We start from the raw sequence: 16,098 nt of genomic DNA, 5'->3' as shown, positions 1-16,098 counted from the left end.
TTCAGGAGTCGATGTGGCGGAACAGTCCGCGGGTGGCCTCGGCGACGGCCCGGTCCGGAGCACGGAGTTCGAACGGGATGGCGGGGTGGGGCTCGCTGTCGCGGGTGCGCATCCGGGCCTCGGTGGTCTGCGGGCGTCTGCGACCGCCGATCAGGTGAACGGCGACGCCCATTCCCGCGAACACCATGACGGTGAACAGGGCGGGCAGCATCCAGGTGGTGCGGGACATCAGTGCGGCTCCGGCGGCGAGTTCGGCGGATGCGACGGTGGCGTTCAACGACGACCCGATCGTCAGCAGTCCCGTCCCCAACGCGAGGGTCGCGGCGGTGAGGCCGAGGCCGACGAGGGCGACCGTCGTGATCGTGCTGCGGCGACGTACGGGGACCGTGCTCATGATGGATCTCCTGTCTGGGCGTCTACACAGGATTCGGAGGCCCCCGCATTCCGGATGGGTGGCGGACCGGAATGTTCCCGAGATTCACACTGCCGCCCCCCGGATCCGCACCGCGGCCCCTCAGGGTGACCCGGATTCGACCCTGAGATCGGCCCTGACCGGTGTCAACGGACCGGTGTCGGGGGTTATGTTGGAGGGCGTCCCATCCCGCCAGCGACCCCTCGAATCGAGCCAGCATGAACGAGCAGCACGCGCGGCGACCGGACGGGCCGTGGTCCGAGGACTGGCTCGACCGGTCCGAGACGCCGGGGCAGGCCAACCCCACCGAGCAGTTCCCCACCGAGCAGTTCCCCACGGCGCAGTTCCCGCCCGCCGAGCAGCATGAGCCCCAGCGCTACGATCCCCCGCGCTTCGCCCACCCGCACCAGCCGGCCCAGCCGTACGCGCGACCGCCCGAGCCGCTGGCCCACGAGGGTGGGTTCCCGTACGGCATGCCGCCCGCCGCGCCCTACGGTCCGACCGCCCCGTATGGCCCCGGCCAGCAGTTCGGGTACGCCGATCAATTCATCCCGCAGCACCTGCACGTGGCGCCGCACCAGTTCCCGCAGGGCCCCTACCCGCCGCAGTTCGGCTACCCGCCCATGCAGCAGACGGTGTACGTGCACGGCGGGCAGGTCAGGCGCGTCAACCACGCCCTGCACCTGATCCTCACGCTGCTGACCTTCGGGTTGTGGCTACCGGTCTGGATCATCCTGGCGATCGCGGGTTCCTGACCGGCTCCCGCCTCAGCCGCCGGCCTGCCACCGCCCGATGATGAGCGCGGTCAGCTCCTCGACCCACTCGTCGTCCAGGGCGGCGGCAGGGCTCACCAGCAGCCGGAAGATCGCCGCACCCGCGACGACCTCCGCCAGCACGGGCAGGTGGTCGTCGCTCCGGCGAGCCCGACCGAAGCGCGATTCGAACGCGGGCAGGTTGCCGGCGAGCCGGGCGATCATCCGGGCGTGCAGGTCGGCGTCGGCCACGGTATCGGCGATGAGGCCGGGCAGCGCGACGCGCACCTCGGGTCGGTCGAACAGCACGCGGACCGTCTCGACCAGCGCGCGGATGTCGGCCTGCGGATCCCCGACAGCGGCACCAGCCCCGCCGGCGCTGCTCGCCCCGCCGTCTACGCCATCGGGTAACTCGAACGCCGGGATCACCTCCGCCTCGAGCACCGCCTCGTGGACGAGCTGCGCCTTGCTCGACCAGCGGCGATACAGCGCGGCGGTGGTCGTGCCGGCGCGCGCCGCGATGGCGGACAGCGTCAGCGCCGGGTAGCCGGTCTCGAGGACGAGCTCGCGGGTGGCGGTGATGATCGCGGCGTCGATCCGGCCGTCGCGCGGCCGCCCGGGCGCGGACTTCGCTGATCCGCCGCGCGCGGTGTCGCCGTCTACTGTCATGGTCTCACCCTAGTTCCGATACGCCGAACATCGTATTCCCGCCGCCGACGCGAGACCGCGAGACGCCGCCACCCAGCACCCCAGGGAGAGCCCCGTGCACCTGAGCCCGCTCGACGAGTTCCCCATCCACCAGACGCCCGCGCCGCTGACGTGGCCGGCCACCTCGGACCGCAACTTCTACGACCGCTCCTACTTCAACGTGCTGGACCGCGAGGGCCGCTTCATGGTGCTCACCGGAATCGGCTACTACCCGCACCTGGGCGTGAAGGACGCGTACTTCGTGGTCCGCCGCGGCGACACGCAGACCGCGGTGCGGATGAGCGACGCCATCGACGATGACCGCCTCAACCCCCACGTCGGCGGGTACCGGCTGGAGGTGATCGAGCCGCTGCGGGAGATCCGGCTGACCCTCGAGCGCACGGAGGGCATCGCCGCGGACCTCACGTGGCGCGGCCTGTTCCCCGCCGCACTGGAGGACCCGCACTCCATGCTCACCGACCGGCGGGTGACGCTCCAGGCCAGCCGGTTCGCGCAGGTCGGCTCGTGGGAGGGGTGGATCGAGGTCGACGACGACAAGATGGAGGTCACCCACTCCTCGTCGGTCGCCGCCCGGGACCGCTCGTGGGGTATCCGCCCGGTGGGCGAGGCCGAACCGGCCGGCAGGCCCGACACGGCGTTCCGGGGCATGTGGTGGCTGTATCTCCCGCTGGCGTTCGATGATTTCCAGCTGTTCCTCATCCTGCAGGAGGACCCGGACGGCCACCGCAGCCTCTACGACTGCACCCGCCGCTGGGCCGACGGCCGGGTCGAGCAGCTCGACGGCGTGCGCGTGGCGGTCGAGTACACCCCCGGCACCCGCATCCCGACGGGCGTGCGGGTGGAGTTCATGAACCGCGCGGGCGAGCAGATCCGGCTCGAGGTGGAGTCCCGGCTGTACGCCCCGATCGCGTTCGGCTCCGGCTATGGCGGCGACTCCACGTGGGCCCACGGCAGCTGGAAGGGCGAGGGCTTCACCGACCGCGTGACCTTCGATCTGACGGATCCGCAGGTCATGGCCGGGGCGGCGTTCAGCCTCATCGACCACGTGGGCCACGCCGTGTGCACCGAGGCCGACGGCACCCGACGCGAGGGCGCGGGCCTGTTCGAGCACGGGGTGATCGGCCCGCATCACCCGTCGGGGTTCTCGGACTGGACGGATGTGGCGAAGTGAAGGTCATGACGGCACTGTTCTCCCCCACCGACGCGGTCCGGCGCGCCGAGGAGCTCAGGGAGGCGGGCGCGTCCGGGGTGTTCACCTTCGAGGGCCCGCACGACGTGTTCGCCCCGCTCGTGTTGGCCTCGCAGGTCGGCGGCCTGGACCTGATGTCCAACGTGGCGATCGCCTTCCCCCGCAACCCCATCCAGCTCGCGCACCAGGCGCACGACCTGCAGACGCTCAGCGAGGGACGGTTCGTCCTGGGCCTGGGCACGCAGATCCGGGCGCAGATCGAGAAGCGCTACGGCACCGAATTCGACCTGCCCGTCGAGCGGATGAAGGACCTCGTGGGCGCCCTGCGGGCGATCTTCCATACATGGGCCACGGGCGAGCGACTGGACTTCCGCGGCGAGTTCTACCGCCACACCCTCATGACCCCCACGTTCGTGCCGCCGCCCACCCCGTACGGCCCGCCGCCCATCTACCTCGGTGCGCTCGGCCCGCGACTGACGCGCGCGGCGGCCGAGGTCGCCGACGGGCTGCTCGTGATGCCGTTCGGCACCACCCGGTTCCTCCACGAACACACGATGCCAAGGGTTCGGGCGGGCCTCACGGCCGCCGGTCGGCGCGAGGAGGAGTTCGAGGTGGTGCCCGAGGTGATCGTGTCGGTGGCGGACGGACAGAACGACGACGACGACCACATGTCCACCCGCAGATTGTTGGCGTTCTACGGCTCGACGCCTGCCTACAAACCGGTGTTGGACGCCCACGGCTGGGGCGATCTGCAGCCCGAGCTGAACGCCATGAGCAAGCAGGGGCGGTGGCAGGAGATGACCTCGCTCATCAGCGACGAGATCCTGCACACGATCGCCGCGTGCGGCACCCCGGCCGAGGTCGCCGCCCACGTCCGCGACCGCGTGGACGGCGTCGGCGACCGCGTGTGCCTGTACCAGACCGGACCGATCGCCACCGACGCCCTCGCGCAGATCGTCGACGATTTGGCGGGCCGGCCGTGAACACCGTCGAGTTCGAACAGGTCACCGACGACAGCTACGGCGGCAAAGCCGCAGGCCTGGCCGAGCTCATCCGACTGGGCCTGGAGGTACCGCCGGGGTTCGTCATCGCGGACGCGGGAGCCGACCTCGTCGTCGTCGACACTCAGTCCGACACCACCGTCCCAGCCCACACCACCGTCGCCCACACCACCGTCCCAGCCCACACCGCCGCCCGGTGGTACCGCCGCATGGCCGAGGCGGGCGCGACCCCCGTCGCGGTGCGGTCCTCGGCGGCCGGGGAGGACGGCGCGCAACAGTCCTTCGCCGGGCAGTACGACACCGTGCTGGGCGTGGACTCGGCCGAGGCGCTGGCCGAGGCGGTGCGGACGTGCGTGGCGTCGGCTGCATCGGGGCGCGCGACGGCCTACCGCGGCGCCGGGCCCGACTCCCCCGCCGCCGACTCCCCCGCCACCGACTCCCCCGCCACCATGCACCTGGTGGTCCAGCAGATGGTGGACGCCCGCGCGGCCGGCGTGGTGTTCACCGCCGACCCCACCACGGGGCGGCGCGACCTCATGGTGATCGACGCCGTCGCCGGGTTGGGCGAGTCGCTGGTCGACGGCACAGCCTCCCCCGACCACCTGGTCCTCGACGCCGCCGGCACCGTGGCGGTGCGCGACGTCGGCGAGCGCCCGGTGCTCCTCGCCGAGGACATCGCGGCGATCCGCTCTGGCGCCCTGACCGCCGAGCGGCACTGGGACCGGCCGATGGATCTCGAGTGGGCGATCGACCGGCAGGGGCGGCTGTGGTGGCTGCAGGCGCGGCCCATCACGACGCTGCCCGCGGACCTCGGCGGGATGGATTCGACACTCGCCGGCAGCGACCACGTGTACACGCGCTGCAACATCGGCGAGATGATGCCGGGGGCGTACTGCCCGCTCACCGCGTCGGTGTCGGGGTACGCGATCGACCACGCCATGCAGTTGATCCAGGTGGTCGCCCGCGCGCAGCCGAGTTATGAGCAACCGTGGCTGCAGGTGGGCTACTTCTCCGGGCACATGTTCCTCAACCTCACCGAGGGCACCGCGCTGAGCTCGGGACTGCTGGGCAATTCGCTGGAGCAGTTCTCCGCGTCGATCTGCGGGCGGGTGGTCGACGAGCTCGTGCCCAAGCCGCCGCAGCCGTTCCCGCGGCGACTCGGTAATACGGTTCGACTGTCGACGTTCGCCCTCACCGCGGGCCCGGCCGTGCGGGGTCTGGGCGAGCAGATCGGCGCGTTCGAGGTCCCCACCGGCTGTGACCCTCTACGGTTGTGGCGGCAGCTCGAGGACGGGATGCGGCTGTACTGCGAGGTGACGTTGACGCACGTGCGGTCCTCGTCGCGCGCGGCCGTCGCGGCGAACGTGCTCGAGAGCACGCTCGTACGGCAGGCCGTGGCCGCGGGTGGCAGCGAGGACGACGGTCGCACCGAGGCCTCGCGGTTGATGGCCGGCGCCGCGGATGTGGAGAGCGCGCTCATGCTGGCCGAGCTCGAGTCGGTGGTGCGGGCGTTGGCTGCTGACTCCGCCGCTACCGAGCGGTTTCTCGGAGCGGATCCCGGCGCGGCAGTGGAGGCGGTGCTCGCCTCGGCTGACGGGTGGGGCGTCGCGCTGCGGCGGTTCCTGTTGCGCCATGGCCATCGCGGGTATCGCGAGCTGTGTATGCGAGACGCGTCGTGGGCCGACGATCCCGAGGGGCTGGGCGCGATCATGCAGGTCATGGTGCGGTCCACGCTCGAGCGGGGTGGGCGGGCGTCCGAGACCGCGGAGGTCCCGGAGCCGGAGTCACCCGTGATCCGCCAGCTTGCGCGGTGGGCCCGGGGCGGGGCGCGGGGCCGCGAGGAGACCAAGTCGAAGATGGCGCTGATGGCGCATTCGCTGAAGCGTGGTTATCGACATCTGGGTGAGGTGCTCGCGGCGTCCGGCCGGCTGCCGGATGCGGATCTGGTGAATTTCTTCGACCGGCCCGAGCTGGCGCGGATCGTCGGCGCGCCGGGTCCGGTGACCGGCGGGCTCGGCGACCACGGCTCTGACGGAGACGCGCCGGTTTCGGCGGAGACGCTGGTCGCGCGGGCCGTCGAACGCCGGAAGGCACTGTCGTTCCAGGAAGCGTTGGAGTTCGCGGACGTGTCCGTGGGCCGGCCGGTCCCGCTGATCGCCCGGCCGCCCCGCGAGGCTGCGGGCGGCGAGATCGTGGGCCGTCCGGCGAGCCGCGGAACGGTGGCGGGCGTGGTGCGGGTGGCCCGGTCGATCGTCGATGCCCGGGAGGTGCAGCCCGGTGAGATCCTGGTCGCGCCCGTGACAGATGTGGGCTGGACGCCGTTTTTCACGGTGATCGCGGCGCTGGTCACCGATATCGGCAGTTCCGTCTCGCACGGCGCGGTGGTCGCCCGCGAGTACGGCCTGCCATGCGTGGTCAACACCATCGACGCCACCCGAACGCTGCGCACCGGCGACCGCGTCCGAGTGGACGGCGACCGCGGCGTGGTGACTCGACTGGAGGGGTGAGGGCCAGCGCGTCTCTCCGATCTCGTCGCCGACAATGGGTCGGTCAGGACCCCGGCTTGAACTGCCACACCGGGACGTCCGAATCAATGCGCCGCCAGTCGCAGAACGCTTCCTGTCCGTTCGAGGGATCAATCGCCGTTGCGCCCACTGGACCGCAGGGCTCACCGGCGAGTGAATTGGCGACACGGGTCACGGGCTTGTGTTTGAAGTCCGGCGTCCAGGGCACATCAGAGGTGTAGGGCGCCCACACCCGTGCATCGGTCCGGTCAAGGTAGGTGCACCACAGCTGAGTCCCATCCTGCGCATACGCCCGCTGATTCGCGGCCGGGCAACCGCTGAATGGCTCGACCCAGTTCGACGCCACATACCGCGGGGGCGCCGGTTGGCCGTCCACCCAGAAGAACGGGAAGGGCAGTGCGGGCAGTTGCTGTGACACGGAGCCGGGCGGGACTGCGATGGCGATCGGTTCGATCGGCGGCAACTCCACGGAACCACCCGGGAGCGGCTGCGCCTGCGCGATAGGTACAGCGCCAGCGCCAAGGGCGAGTACCCCGACCGCCGCGGCAACGATCTTTCGGAAACGGGTCATGTCCCCTCCTGGTTCGAGTCGACTACCAGAATCCAAGCAGCTTGGTCCGACACACAGGGCGGAATGGCCGGTCGACCAGCAAAGCAAACTTCTTCCGATGGCTGAATCCCATTCCACACGCCGGCAGATAAGTTAACGTTTCTCCTGAGCTGCCGAAGCCAGACACGCGAAGTGGACCCGAGGCAGACGTCCCCCTCATGCAAGACGTGCTGGTCAAGGAGATCCGTGGGCACTTTCGACCGTTTTCGCAACCCGTTCAAGAAGGACGACCCCCGCGATAAGACACCTGACTCCGCTCCCGTTCAGCCCCTGCGCGAGATCACGTCCCTGTTCAGCAACCAGTTCCGGAGGAAGCCCGATCCCGCGTTCCCGCCGGTTCCATACCCCGCTCCGTCGGATTACCCGACCGAGTTGACAGAGTCGGCCCCGCCGTCGCCAGCGTTCCCGTCCGCCGGTCAGTTGAGGTCCGCGTTCACGCGGGATCGCGTGATCGCGGCGACCATCGGTGCTGCCGTGGTGGCGGGTATCGGCCTCGCGGGAGCCGCGGTCGCTGGCGGTTTCGAGGAGGCGAACTCGGCCCCGGTCGCCGCGATCAGCGCGCCGGAAAAGGGCCCTGATCTTCGAGAGGCCGCCCCTCCGCCTCAGCCGGCCGCACAATTCCCGGTGGGCGAGTCTGCGGACGCCCTGCCGCCAGCGTTAGAGCCTATCCCCGGCCCGTTTGCCGAGCCTGTGGCCCCAGTGCCCGGCGAGCCCGGACCACCGCAGGCGCCATTCGTCCAGCCAGCTCCCCCGCCGCCCGCCGACTTCGCGCCTGCGCCGGCTACCGCCCCGGTTGCCGAGCCCGTCCCCGCACCCGCCCCGGCCCCTGCTGCGCAGCCGGTCGAGGAGTACGTACCCCCGGTGGTCGATACTTATTACAAGAACTGCACCGAGGTTCGGGCCGCAGGCGCCGATCCGATCCACCAAGGCGAGCCGGGCTACGCGACCCACCTGGACAAGGACGGCGACGGGATCGGCTGCGACACATAGCTGGGCTGGTCGTCGCTGTGTGTTCCGCCACTGGCGCCGCCCGCGGGAGGCTGCTAGAGGTGGAGACAGACGCCCCTGCGCCAGGAGGAGGACGAGATGATCGCCGAGGACCGTATCGACCCGGACGAGTACACCCCGGGCCCGGATTCAGTCTCCGCACCTGAGGAGTACGAGCCCGAGGTGACCGTCGAGGACCCCTTCCGTGAGGCGAATCCGGCCGACGTCGCCGAGCAGGCCATCGAACTGCCCGCCGACGACGGCGACAGCGACGCGGAGGGTGACGACGACCAGGGCGTCTGACCCCGCGCGATCAGCGAGCCTCCCATGCGAGTGGGCCAGTTGGATCCGACGACGACGAAGACAGCGTCTGAGTTCGGATTGCCTGAACAGGGAATTCCGAACCGGCCCTCGTCAGCGGATGAGCCCTCCAGATCGTTTCCGCCCGGGACCCTCTCGAGCCCCAGCCCGGGTACGCGTGACGCCTTATAACTTCCGGTTTTCGGGAGTAGGGTCGGCAACAACGCCGGTGATCCTCGTCACTAGCACGGGCCACACCGGCACCTCTACGAAAGGGCCGGTCATGAGTGTCAACAGTTTCGGTTCGAGGGATTCGCTGGCAGTCGGGGGCGTGGACTACGAGGTCTACCGACTCGATCAGGTCTCCACCGCGGTCCCGCTCCCCTACAGCCTCAAGGTCCTGCTGGAGAATCTCCTGCGCAACGAGGACGGTCGCGTGGTGACGGCCGAGCAGGTCGAGGCACTGCGGGAGTGGACTCCCCAGTCCCCGCCGGAGCGGGAGATCCAGTACACGCCCGCCCGGGTGCTGATGCAGGACTTCACCGGGGTGCCGTGCGTGGTCGATCTGGTCGCGATGCGCGATGCGATCACCGACCTCGGCGGCGACCCCAAGAAAATCAATCCGCTCATCCCCGGCGAGCTCGTGATCGACCACTCGATCATCGCGGACGTCTTCGGTCGCCCGGATGCGTTCGAGGTCAATGCCGAGCTGGAGTTCGGCCGTAACCAGGAGCGCTATCAGCTGCTCAGGTGGGCGCAGGAGTCGTTCGCCGACTTCGTGGTGGTCCCGCCGAACACCGGCATCTGCCACCAGGTCAACCTCGAATACCTGTCGCGGGTCGTCTTCACCCGCGAGGGGGCCGACGGTATGATCCAGGCCTACCCGGACACCCTCGTCGGTACCGACTCCCACACGCCTATGGTCAACGGCCTCGGCGTGCTGGGCTGGGGCGTCGGCGGAATCGAGGCGGAGGCCGCGTTGCTCGGCCAGCCGATGAGCATGCTGATCCCGCAGGTCATCGGGCTCAAGCTGACCGGCGAGTTGCGGGAGGGCACCACTGCCACCGATCTCGTCCTCACCGTGGCGGAACTGTTGCGCCAGACCGGCGTGGTGGGCAAGTTCGTGGAGTTCTTCGGCCCGGGCGTCGCCGCGGTCCCGCTGGCCAACAGGGCCACGCTGGGCAACATGAGCCCCGAATTCGGTTCGACCTGCGCCATCTTCCCCGTCGACGACGAGACGCTGGACTACCTGCGGCTGACCGGTCGATCGGAGCAGCAGATCGAGCTGGTCGAGGTCTACGCCAAGGAGCAGGGCCTGTGGCACGACCCGGACAACCCGGCCGAGTACAGCGAGGTCATCGAGCTGGACCTGGGGACGGTGGTTCCGTCGATCGCCGGGCCCAAGCGGCCGCAGGACCGCATCGCGCTGGGCGATGCGCCGGCCGTGGTGCTCGGCAATCTCGACGAGGAGAAGAACCGGTCGGAGAAGGACGACGGGAGTCTGGATGACGCCTCGGCGGACTCCTTCCCCGCCAGCGACCCGGTCTCCCCCGGTTCCACTACGGCGAAGAACGAGCCTCCCCGCCACTATTCCGAGGAGCAGCTGACCGCCAACGCCGAGCTCGGGTGGCCGAGCGATCCGGCGGAGATCATGATCGACGGCGACGAGTCGCCTGTGATCTTCGACCACGGGGACGTGGTCATCGCGGCGATCACCTCGTGCACCAACACGTCCAACCCCTCGGTGATGATCGGTGCGGCGCTGCTGGCCAAGAAGGCCGTCGAGCGGGGTCTGAAGCCCAAGCCGTGGGTCAAGACGACATTGGCCCCCGGGTCGAGGGTCGTGACGGACTACTACGACCGGTCCGGCCTCACCCCGTACCTGGAGGAGCTCGGGTTCGATCTGGTCGGCTACGGCTGCACGACGTGTATCGGCAACTCCGGGCCGCTGACCCCGGCGGTGAGCAAGGCGGTCAATGACAAGGACCTCAACGTCGCCGCAGTCCTGTCGGGCAACCGCAACTTCGAGGGCCGCATCCACCCGGAGGTCAAGATGAACTTCCTGGCGTCTCCGCCGCTGGTCATCGCCTACGCACTGGCCGGGACGATGCGCAAGAACCTGCTCGAGGACCCGCTCGGAACGGGCTCGGACGGCGAGCCGGTCTACCTCCGTGATGTGTGGCCCAGCTCGGCGGAGATCAAGGAGGTCGTGGACGCCAATCTCGAGGCCGACATGTTCACCAAGGGTTACGCCGACGTCTTCGACGGGGACGACAACTGGCGCGGCATGGACGTGCCGGGGGGTGACAAGTTCGACTGGACCGGGGACTCCACCTACATCCGCCGGCCGCCGTACTTCGACGGAATGGCGGTCGAGCCCGAGCCGATGCGGGACATCACCGACGCCCGCGTCCTGGCGCTGCTGGGCGATTCCGTGACCACGGACCACATCTCACCAGCCGGGGCGATCAAGCCCAGTTCGCCCGCGGGCGAGTACCTGCAGCAGCAGGGGGTCGAGCCGGCGGACTTCAATTCGTACGGGTCGAGGCGCGGCAATCACGAGGTGATGATCCGTGGCACGTTCGCCAACGTCCGGCTCCGGAATCTGTTGGCGCCCGGCACCGAGGGCGGGGTCACCACCCACTTCCCGAGTGGTGAGCAGACCAGCATCTATGACGCCTCGAACCGCTACGCCGAGGAGGGAGTGCCGTTGTGGTGATCGCCGGCGCCGAGTACGGGTCCGGGTCGTCGCGGGACTGGGCGGCCAAGGGCACGTCGCTGCTCGGGGTCCGGGCGGTGATCGCGCAGTCGTACGAGCGGATCCACCGCTCCAACCTCATCGGGATGGGCGTCCTGCCCTTGCAGTTCCCCGAGGGCGAGTCCGCCGAGAGTCTCGGTCTCAAGGGCGACGAATTGTTCTCCATCACAGGGCTCGAGGGCCGGGACAGCGTTCCGGAGGAGGTGACGGTCCGCGCCGGGGAGGGTGACTCGGCGGTCGAGTTCACGGCGAAGGTCCGCATCGACACCCCGGCGGAGGAGGCGTACTACGAGCACGGCGGCATCCTGCCGTACATGCTCCGGCAGATGCTCTGACGCCGCGCCCCACGCTTCTTATCGAGAAGAGCGTTCCGCACACGTTCCGCGAGTGGTGGGTGCGCTGAACTGTCTTGTCGATGAGGCGCGAGTTGGCTCGCGAGGTGTCGACGACGACGAGGTGAGCTCTCGCGCACGCCCGCGTCGTCGAGGCCTTCCGAACCGGCGGAAGTAAGGGATGACGGGTCAGACATGAGAGAACCTTTGGAATAGGGGCCGAGCTCGGGTCGCCGTTAGTGCAGTTCGACGCGGCGCTGGAACGTACTCGAAGGATCTTACACCCGATCACTTCGAATTGCTCAGTATTTACACGGGTACATCTCACATTATGAGGACGAGAAAGATGGTCGCCTTCCCACAGGTGTGATCTCTGCTCGGCTGGACTCAAGTGCGGGTTCGACGGAACGTCGCAGACCCCCCGGCAAGGCAGGTAACGTCCGACACCATGCAGCCCTCGCCGGATCAGGCTTCCGAGAACCCGCCCGACCAGCCCGAGGTCATCCTCGATCGCCACGGCGAGATCGCCGTGATCCGACTCAACCGCCCGGCCAGGCTCAACGCGGCGACCTACGAGAACCTGACGGACATCATCACCGCGTTGGACAACTGCGATGCGGACGACGATGTGCGTGCTGTGGTCCTCACCGGCACGGGCCGGGCGTTCTGCGCGGGGGCCGATATCTCGGGCGGGGGCGACACGTTCGCGGCTGACCCCGATGTCGACACCGGCGAGGCCCCGCCGGACACCGGCGGTCAGGTCGCGCTGCGCATCTTCCGCATGACCAAGCCGGTCATCTCGGCGATCAACGGGTCGGCCGCGGGGGTCGGGGTGACCATGACCCTGCCGACGGACGTGCGCATCGCCGCGGACACCGCCAAGTTCGGGTTCGTGTTCACGCGCCGGGGTCTGGTGCCGGAGGCGTGCTCGACGTGGTTTCTGCCCCGCATCGTGGGCATCTCCACCGCGATCGAATGGGCTGTGGGCGGCAAGACGATCCTCGCCGCCGAGGCCCTGGAGCGAGGGCTGGTGAGCGAGGTGCTCCCGGCCGATGAGGTTCTACCGCGCGCCATCGAGGTCGCACGCGAGATGACACGGGGGACGTCGCCCGTGTCGACCGCGCTGACCCGCCAGCTGCTGTGGCGCATGCTCGGCGCGTCCGATCCCGAGGTGGCCCACCGCGCCGAGTCGATCGGCATCTACACCCGTGGTAAGTCGGCGGACGTGCGCGCCGGCGTCACCGCGTTCCTCGCCAAGAAGGAGCCGGAGTTCCCGGACCGCGTGTCCGACGGCCTGCCCGACCTCTTCTCCTGACCCCGGCCGCTCTCGGGCCCCACAACCGATAGGACCCCCCATGCCTGCTGATGACCTCACGGGTCGCGTCGCGATCGTCACCGGATCGACCGCCGGACTGGGCGCCAGGTTCGCCCACGTGCTCGCAGGCGCGGGCGCGACTGTCGTCGTCACCGGGCGGCGCACCGAGCGGATCCGGGAGGTCGTCGAGTCCATCGGCCGGAGCGGCGGCAAGGCGCACGGCGTCCGGCTCGACGTCACCGACCCCGCCTCCATCGAGGACTGCCTCACCGAAGTCACCGAGCAGATCGGCCTCCCGCAGATCCTCGTCAACAACGCCGGCATTCCGGACGCGCAGCGTGCGCACAAGATGACGTTGGAGCTGGTGGACGCCGTGCTGGACACCAATGTCCGCGGCCCGTGGCTCATGGCGACCGGCGTCGCCCGCCGCCTGATCGAGGCCGGGGTGCCGGGGCGGATCGTCAACATCACGTCGATGAGCGCCTACCAGTACGACGGCAACGGAGCAGCGCTCTACTCCACCACCAAGGCCGCGGTCAGTCGGATGACGGAGGCCCTGGCCGTGGAGTGGTCGCGCAAGTTCATCAACGTCAACGCGATCGCCCCGGGGGTCTTCGCCTCGGAGATGACCGACGGCATGCTCGCCCGCGTCGGCGACATCGCGCCCGGGCTCCCCCGTCAGCGCCTCGGCCAGCCCGAGCAGATCGATTCGACGCTGCTCTACCTGGTGTCCGACGCGTCGGAGGCGGTCACCGGGACCGTCATCAAGATCGACGACGGGCAGCTCCCCCGCTGACCCCGCTGACCCCTCAGCCGACGAGCAGGCCGCTCACGCCTCACACTTCGTCAGGTCCGTCTCGAGGAGCTCCTTGCCGACCGGGGTCACGTAGGTCGCCATCAGAACCACGTCCTCCGTACCGTGATTCCGGCTTTCATAGATCGAGCCCGCTTCCTCGATGTTCGAGTCCCCGACGCGGTAGATGCGGGAGCCGCCGGGGTGGCGATCGGAGTAGTGCGTGAGTTCGCCTTGCTTGACGACGGCGATCAGGGATCCGTGGTGGCAGTGTTCGCCGGTGCTCGCCCCGGGCTCGATCGTGATCTCGCGGAAGGTCACCGAGACGCCGTCCTCGCCGCCGTCGACCTGTAGGTCGACGGGGCGGGCCTGTCGGCCCTGCACGATGTCGACGGCCAGGAAGGGCTGCGACCCCGCGATCGTCGAGGCGGGCGGGAGCGGCTCGGTCGGGTTCACGGTCCTCACCTCGGGCGTCTCCGCCGTCGGGTCGTCGGGACTGCACGCGGCCGTGGCGAGGACGCAGACACCGGCGAGTACCGAGATGGACGATCTGGTCAGTCTGTGGGGCATACCTACTGATCCCTGAGTCGATCGACGACGGGCAGCTCCCCCGCTGACCCCCGCTGACCCCTCAGCCGACGAGCAGGCCGCTCACGCCTCACACTTCGTCAGGTCCGTCTCGAGGAGCTCCTTGCCGACCGGGGTCACGTAGGTCGCCATCAGAACCACGTCCTCCGTACCGTGATTCCGGCTTTCATAGATCGAGCCCGCTTCCTCGATGTTCGAGTCCCCGACGCGGTAGATGCGGGAGCCGCCGGGGTGGCGATCGGAGTAGTGCGTGAGTTCGCCTTGCTTGACGACGGCGATCAGGGATCCGTGGTGGCAGTGTTCGCCGGTGCTCGCCCCGGGCTCGATCGTGATCTCGCGGAAGGTCACCGAGACGCCGTCCTCGCCGCCGTCGACCTGTAGGTCGACGGGGCGGGCCTGTCGGCCCTGCACGATGTCGACGGCCAGGAAGGGCTGCGACCCCGCGATCGTCGAGGCGGGCGGGAGCGGCTCGGTCGGGTTCACGGTCCTCACCTCGGGCGTCTCCGCCGTCGGGTCGTCGGGACTGCACGCGGCCGTGGCGAGGACGCAGACACCGGCGAGTACCGAGATGGACGATCTGGTCAGTCTGTGGGGCATACCTACTGATCCCTGAGTCTGCTCGGACCGAAGGGGGCTCCGGTCGGCTACCTGAACGTTATCAGCGAACGGCATCGAGATTCGGCGCTCCATCGTTCTTCTGCCGTGTGTGTCCGGCGCGGCGCTGACCATGCCGGCCTGTGGAGGGACGACGACGACGGGGACGACGACGAGGGCAACCCCTCATCGAAGCGCCGCCGCCTCGCGGAAGGCCGAACCGGTCGCGCGACCCCGCTGCTAGCGTGGGGCCTCTCTCACCCACCCAGGAGTTGCCGTGCCCCTGCCCCATTTCGCGTGTCGGAGTCTCGGCCTCGCGGTCGCCCTGGCCGGCGCGGTGAGTGCGCTCGGCACCGCCACCGCTGCCGCCGATCCGGACGCCGCGGGACTGCCCGCCGCGGCGCCTCCGGTGCCCCGCGGGATGCCGCAGGTCGTCAGCGACGTGCTCGGGCCGGAGGACCCGGCGTTCTGGAACCCGGCGATCCCGGGGACGAGGGTCCTGACCCCGCTCGAGCCGCGCGCCGAGGTGATCTGTGCGACGGGTTTCGTGCCGGTCATCTCGTGTTCGACCATCAACAGGTGGGGCTTCGACTCGAGGCAGCGTTCGCTGGAGTTCGTGGACGTGCCCGCGATCGGTGGGCCGCCCCTACGGGTGTGGTTCGACGTGCCCCGCCTGGGCGACGGGTCCACGCGCGAGCCGGTGAACCGCGCCGTGACCTGGTGGCTGACGGATCGCACGCTCTCGTAGCCCGTTCACCTAGCCCACGCCCCGAGCGGCCCACTGACGGGGCCGGGCCTCAGTCCTCGCCGACCGAGACGGTGACCTCGATGTTGCCCCGCGTGGCCCGGGAGTACGGGCACAGCTCGTGGGCCAGCTTCGCGAGTTCGTCGGCCTTCTCGGCCTCGACGCCGGGGATGATGACCTCGAGGTCCACGGCGATGTCGATGCTCTCCTCGCCCGAGCGCACCAGTGACACCCGCGCGCCCACGGACGAGCCGTTGATCGTGACCTTCTTCGCCCGCGCCGCGCTCTGCAGGGCGGAGTGGAAGCAGGCGGCGTACCCGGCGGCGAACAGCTGCTCGGGGTTGTTTCCCTCGCCCGAGCCGCCGAGCTCCTTGGGCGGGGCCATCTCCAGGTCCACGGCCTTGTCGGCGGTGGCGACGTGCCCGTCCCGGCCGCCGCCGGTGGAGAGGGCTTCGACGGTGTACAGCGCATCGGACATTCAGGATCTCC

15 protein-coding genes and 1 pseudogene are annotated in these 16,098 nt (G+C 69.6%); 10 read left to right on the top strand and 6 right to left on the bottom strand.

The genetic code is table 11. From position 1 onward, the window contains the following. Window position 1: 1 nt before the first annotated feature. Complete coding sequence (locus CK206_RS15375; protein WP_096906934.1) at window positions 2-394, bottom strand: hypothetical protein; 393 nt, start codon at window positions 392-394, stop codon at window positions 2-4. 236 nt (window positions 395-630) lie between these two features. Between CK206_RS15375 and CK206_RS20475 the strand changes: the two genes are divergently transcribed. Further along, on the top strand, window positions 631-1,167 hold the full coding sequence (locus CK206_RS20475) for a hypothetical protein (RefSeq protein WP_096906933.1): 537 nt from the start codon (window positions 631-633) through the stop codon (window positions 1,165-1,167). A gap of 12 nt (window positions 1,168-1,179) precedes the next feature. On the opposite strand, the gene CK206_RS15365 is transcribed toward CK206_RS20475, so the two are convergent. Continuing rightward, window positions 1,180-1,833, bottom strand: a complete 654-nt coding sequence (locus CK206_RS15365) for a TetR-like C-terminal domain-containing protein (protein WP_096906932.1) — start codon at window positions 1,831-1,833, stop codon at window positions 1,180-1,182. A gap of 94 nt (window positions 1,834-1,927) precedes the next feature. On the opposite strand from CK206_RS15365, the gene CK206_RS15360 reads away from it, so the two are divergent. Genes CK206_RS15360 through CK206_RS15350 form a run of 3 tightly spaced genes read left to right on the top strand, consistent with a single transcriptional unit; the run spans window position 1,928 to window position 6,569 of the window. Continuing rightward, the gene (locus tag CK206_RS15360; RefSeq protein WP_096906931.1) at window positions 1,928-3,043 is read left to right on the top strand and encodes a hypothetical protein; all 1,116 of its coding nucleotides are present in this window, start codon (window positions 1,928-1,930) and stop codon (window positions 3,041-3,043) included. After that, window positions 3,040-4,044, top strand: coding sequence for a TIGR03617 family F420-dependent LLM class oxidoreductase (locus CK206_RS15355; RefSeq protein WP_096906930.1), 1,005 nt, complete (start codon window positions 3,040-3,042; stop codon window positions 4,042-4,044). The genes CK206_RS15360 and CK206_RS15355 overlap by 4 nt, the downstream gene beginning before the upstream one ends. Next, window positions 4,041-6,569: a PEP/pyruvate-binding domain-containing protein gene (locus CK206_RS15350; RefSeq protein WP_096906929.1), complete on the top strand. Its 2,529-nt coding sequence runs from the start codon at window positions 4,041-4,043 to the stop codon at window positions 6,567-6,569. Before CK206_RS15355 ends, CK206_RS15350 begins: the two co-directional genes overlap by 4 nt. A gap of 43 nt (window positions 6,570-6,612) precedes the next feature. Here the strand turns inward: CK206_RS15350 and CK206_RS19700 are convergent, their stop codons facing one another. After that, window positions 6,613-7,158 (bottom strand): hypothetical protein, encoded by a 546-nt coding sequence (locus CK206_RS19700; RefSeq protein WP_143337759.1) that lies wholly within the window; start codon window positions 7,156-7,158, stop codon window positions 6,613-6,615. A 225-nt stretch (window positions 7,159-7,383) separates the two neighbouring features. On the opposite strand from CK206_RS19700, the gene CK206_RS15345 reads away from it, so the two are divergent. From CK206_RS15345 to CK206_RS15325, 5 genes and pseudogenes are all read left to right on the top strand, one after another. Beyond that, the gene (locus CK206_RS15345) at window positions 7,384-8,187 is read left to right on the top strand and encodes an excalibur calcium-binding domain-containing protein (RefSeq protein ID WP_254050624.1); all 804 of its coding nucleotides are present in this window, start codon (window positions 7,384-7,386) and stop codon (window positions 8,185-8,187) included. Between the two features lie 96 nt (window positions 8,188-8,283). Further along, on the top strand, window positions 8,284-8,487 hold the full coding sequence (locus tag CK206_RS15340; RefSeq protein ID WP_096906928.1) for a hypothetical protein: 204 nt from the start codon (window positions 8,284-8,286) through the stop codon (window positions 8,485-8,487). Window positions 8,488-8,767: 280 nt separating this feature from the next. Beyond that, a pseudogene (locus CK206_RS15335) lies at window positions 8,768-11,577 on the top strand (aconitate hydratase). Window positions 11,578-12,022: 445 nt separating this feature from the next. Further along, entirely contained in the window at window positions 12,023-12,889 is an 867-nt protein-coding gene (locus CK206_RS15330) for an enoyl-CoA hydratase-related protein (protein WP_096906927.1), read from the top strand. Between the two features lie 40 nt (window positions 12,890-12,929). Beyond that, the gene (locus CK206_RS15325; protein WP_096906926.1) at window positions 12,930-13,685 is read left to right on the top strand and encodes an SDR family NAD(P)-dependent oxidoreductase; all 756 of its coding nucleotides are present in this window, start codon (window positions 12,930-12,932) and stop codon (window positions 13,683-13,685) included. Between the two features lie 33 nt (window positions 13,686-13,718). On the opposite strand, the gene CK206_RS15320 is transcribed toward CK206_RS15325, so the two are convergent. Together CK206_RS15320 and CK206_RS15315 are read right to left on the bottom strand one after the other, a co-directional pair. Next, window positions 13,719-14,252 carry a cupin domain-containing protein gene (locus tag CK206_RS15320; protein ID WP_096906925.1) on the bottom strand — a complete coding sequence of 178 codons (534 nt, stop codon included), beginning with the start codon at window positions 14,250-14,252 and terminating at the stop codon, window positions 13,719-13,721. Window positions 14,253-14,333: 81 nt separating this feature from the next. Then, entirely contained in the window at window positions 14,334-14,867 is a 534-nt protein-coding gene (locus tag CK206_RS15315; RefSeq protein WP_096906925.1) for a cupin domain-containing protein, read from the bottom strand. 274 nt (window positions 14,868-15,141) lie between these two features. Here CK206_RS15315 and CK206_RS15310 point away from each other — a divergent pair, with 274 nt between their 5' ends. After that, complete coding sequence (locus CK206_RS15310; protein ID WP_096906923.1) at window positions 15,142-15,612, top strand: hypothetical protein; 471 nt, start codon at window positions 15,142-15,144, stop codon at window positions 15,610-15,612. A gap of 49 nt (window positions 15,613-15,661) precedes the next feature. Here CK206_RS15310 and CK206_RS15305 read toward each other — a convergent pair whose 3' ends face one another. Next, on the bottom strand, window positions 15,662-16,087 hold the full coding sequence (locus tag CK206_RS15305; protein ID WP_096906922.1) for an organic hydroperoxide resistance protein: 426 nt from the start codon (window positions 16,085-16,087) through the stop codon (window positions 15,662-15,664). Window positions 16,088-16,098 lie beyond the last annotated feature (11 nt).

The sequence above is a fragment of the Dietzia sp. WMMA184 genome (assembly GCF_002441635.1).
GTDB classification, from domain to species: Bacteria; Actinomycetota; Actinomycetes; order Mycobacteriales; family Mycobacteriaceae; genus Dietzia; species Dietzia kunjamensis.
Note: the sequence above shows the minus strand (reverse complement) of the source record. Positions and strands in the feature narration are given on the sequence as shown.

Coding starts and splice junctions, on each gene's coding strand:
- CK206_RS15375 (WP_096906934.1), bottom strand. CDS start 394: ATGAGCACGGTCCCCGTACGTCGCCGCAGCACGATCACGACGGTCGCC.
- CK206_RS20475 (WP_096906933.1), top strand. CDS start 631: ATGAACGAGCAGCACGCGCGGCGACCGGACGGGCCGTGGTCCGAGGAC.
- CK206_RS15365 (WP_096906932.1), bottom strand. CDS start 1,833: ATGACAGTAGACGGCGACACCGCGCGCGGCGGATCAGCGAAGTCCGCG.
- CK206_RS19700 (WP_143337759.1), bottom strand. CDS start 7,158: ATGACCCGTTTCCGAAAGATCGTTGCCGCGGCGGTCGGGGTACTCGCC.
- CK206_RS15340 (WP_096906928.1), top strand. CDS start 8,284: ATGATCGCCGAGGACCGTATCGACCCGGACGAGTACACCCCGGGCCCG.
- CK206_RS15330 (WP_096906927.1), top strand. CDS start 12,023: ATGCAGCCCTCGCCGGATCAGGCTTCCGAGAACCCGCCCGACCAGCCC.
- CK206_RS15325 (WP_096906926.1), top strand. CDS start 12,930: ATGCCTGCTGATGACCTCACGGGTCGCGTCGCGATCGTCACCGGATCG.
- CK206_RS15320 (WP_096906925.1), bottom strand. CDS start 14,252: ATGCCCCACAGACTGACCAGATCGTCCATCTCGGTACTCGCCGGTGTC.
- CK206_RS15315 (WP_096906925.1), bottom strand. CDS start 14,867: ATGCCCCACAGACTGACCAGATCGTCCATCTCGGTACTCGCCGGTGTC.
- CK206_RS15305 (WP_096906922.1), bottom strand. CDS start 16,087: ATGTCCGATGCGCTGTACACCGTCGAAGCCCTCTCCACCGGCGGCGGC.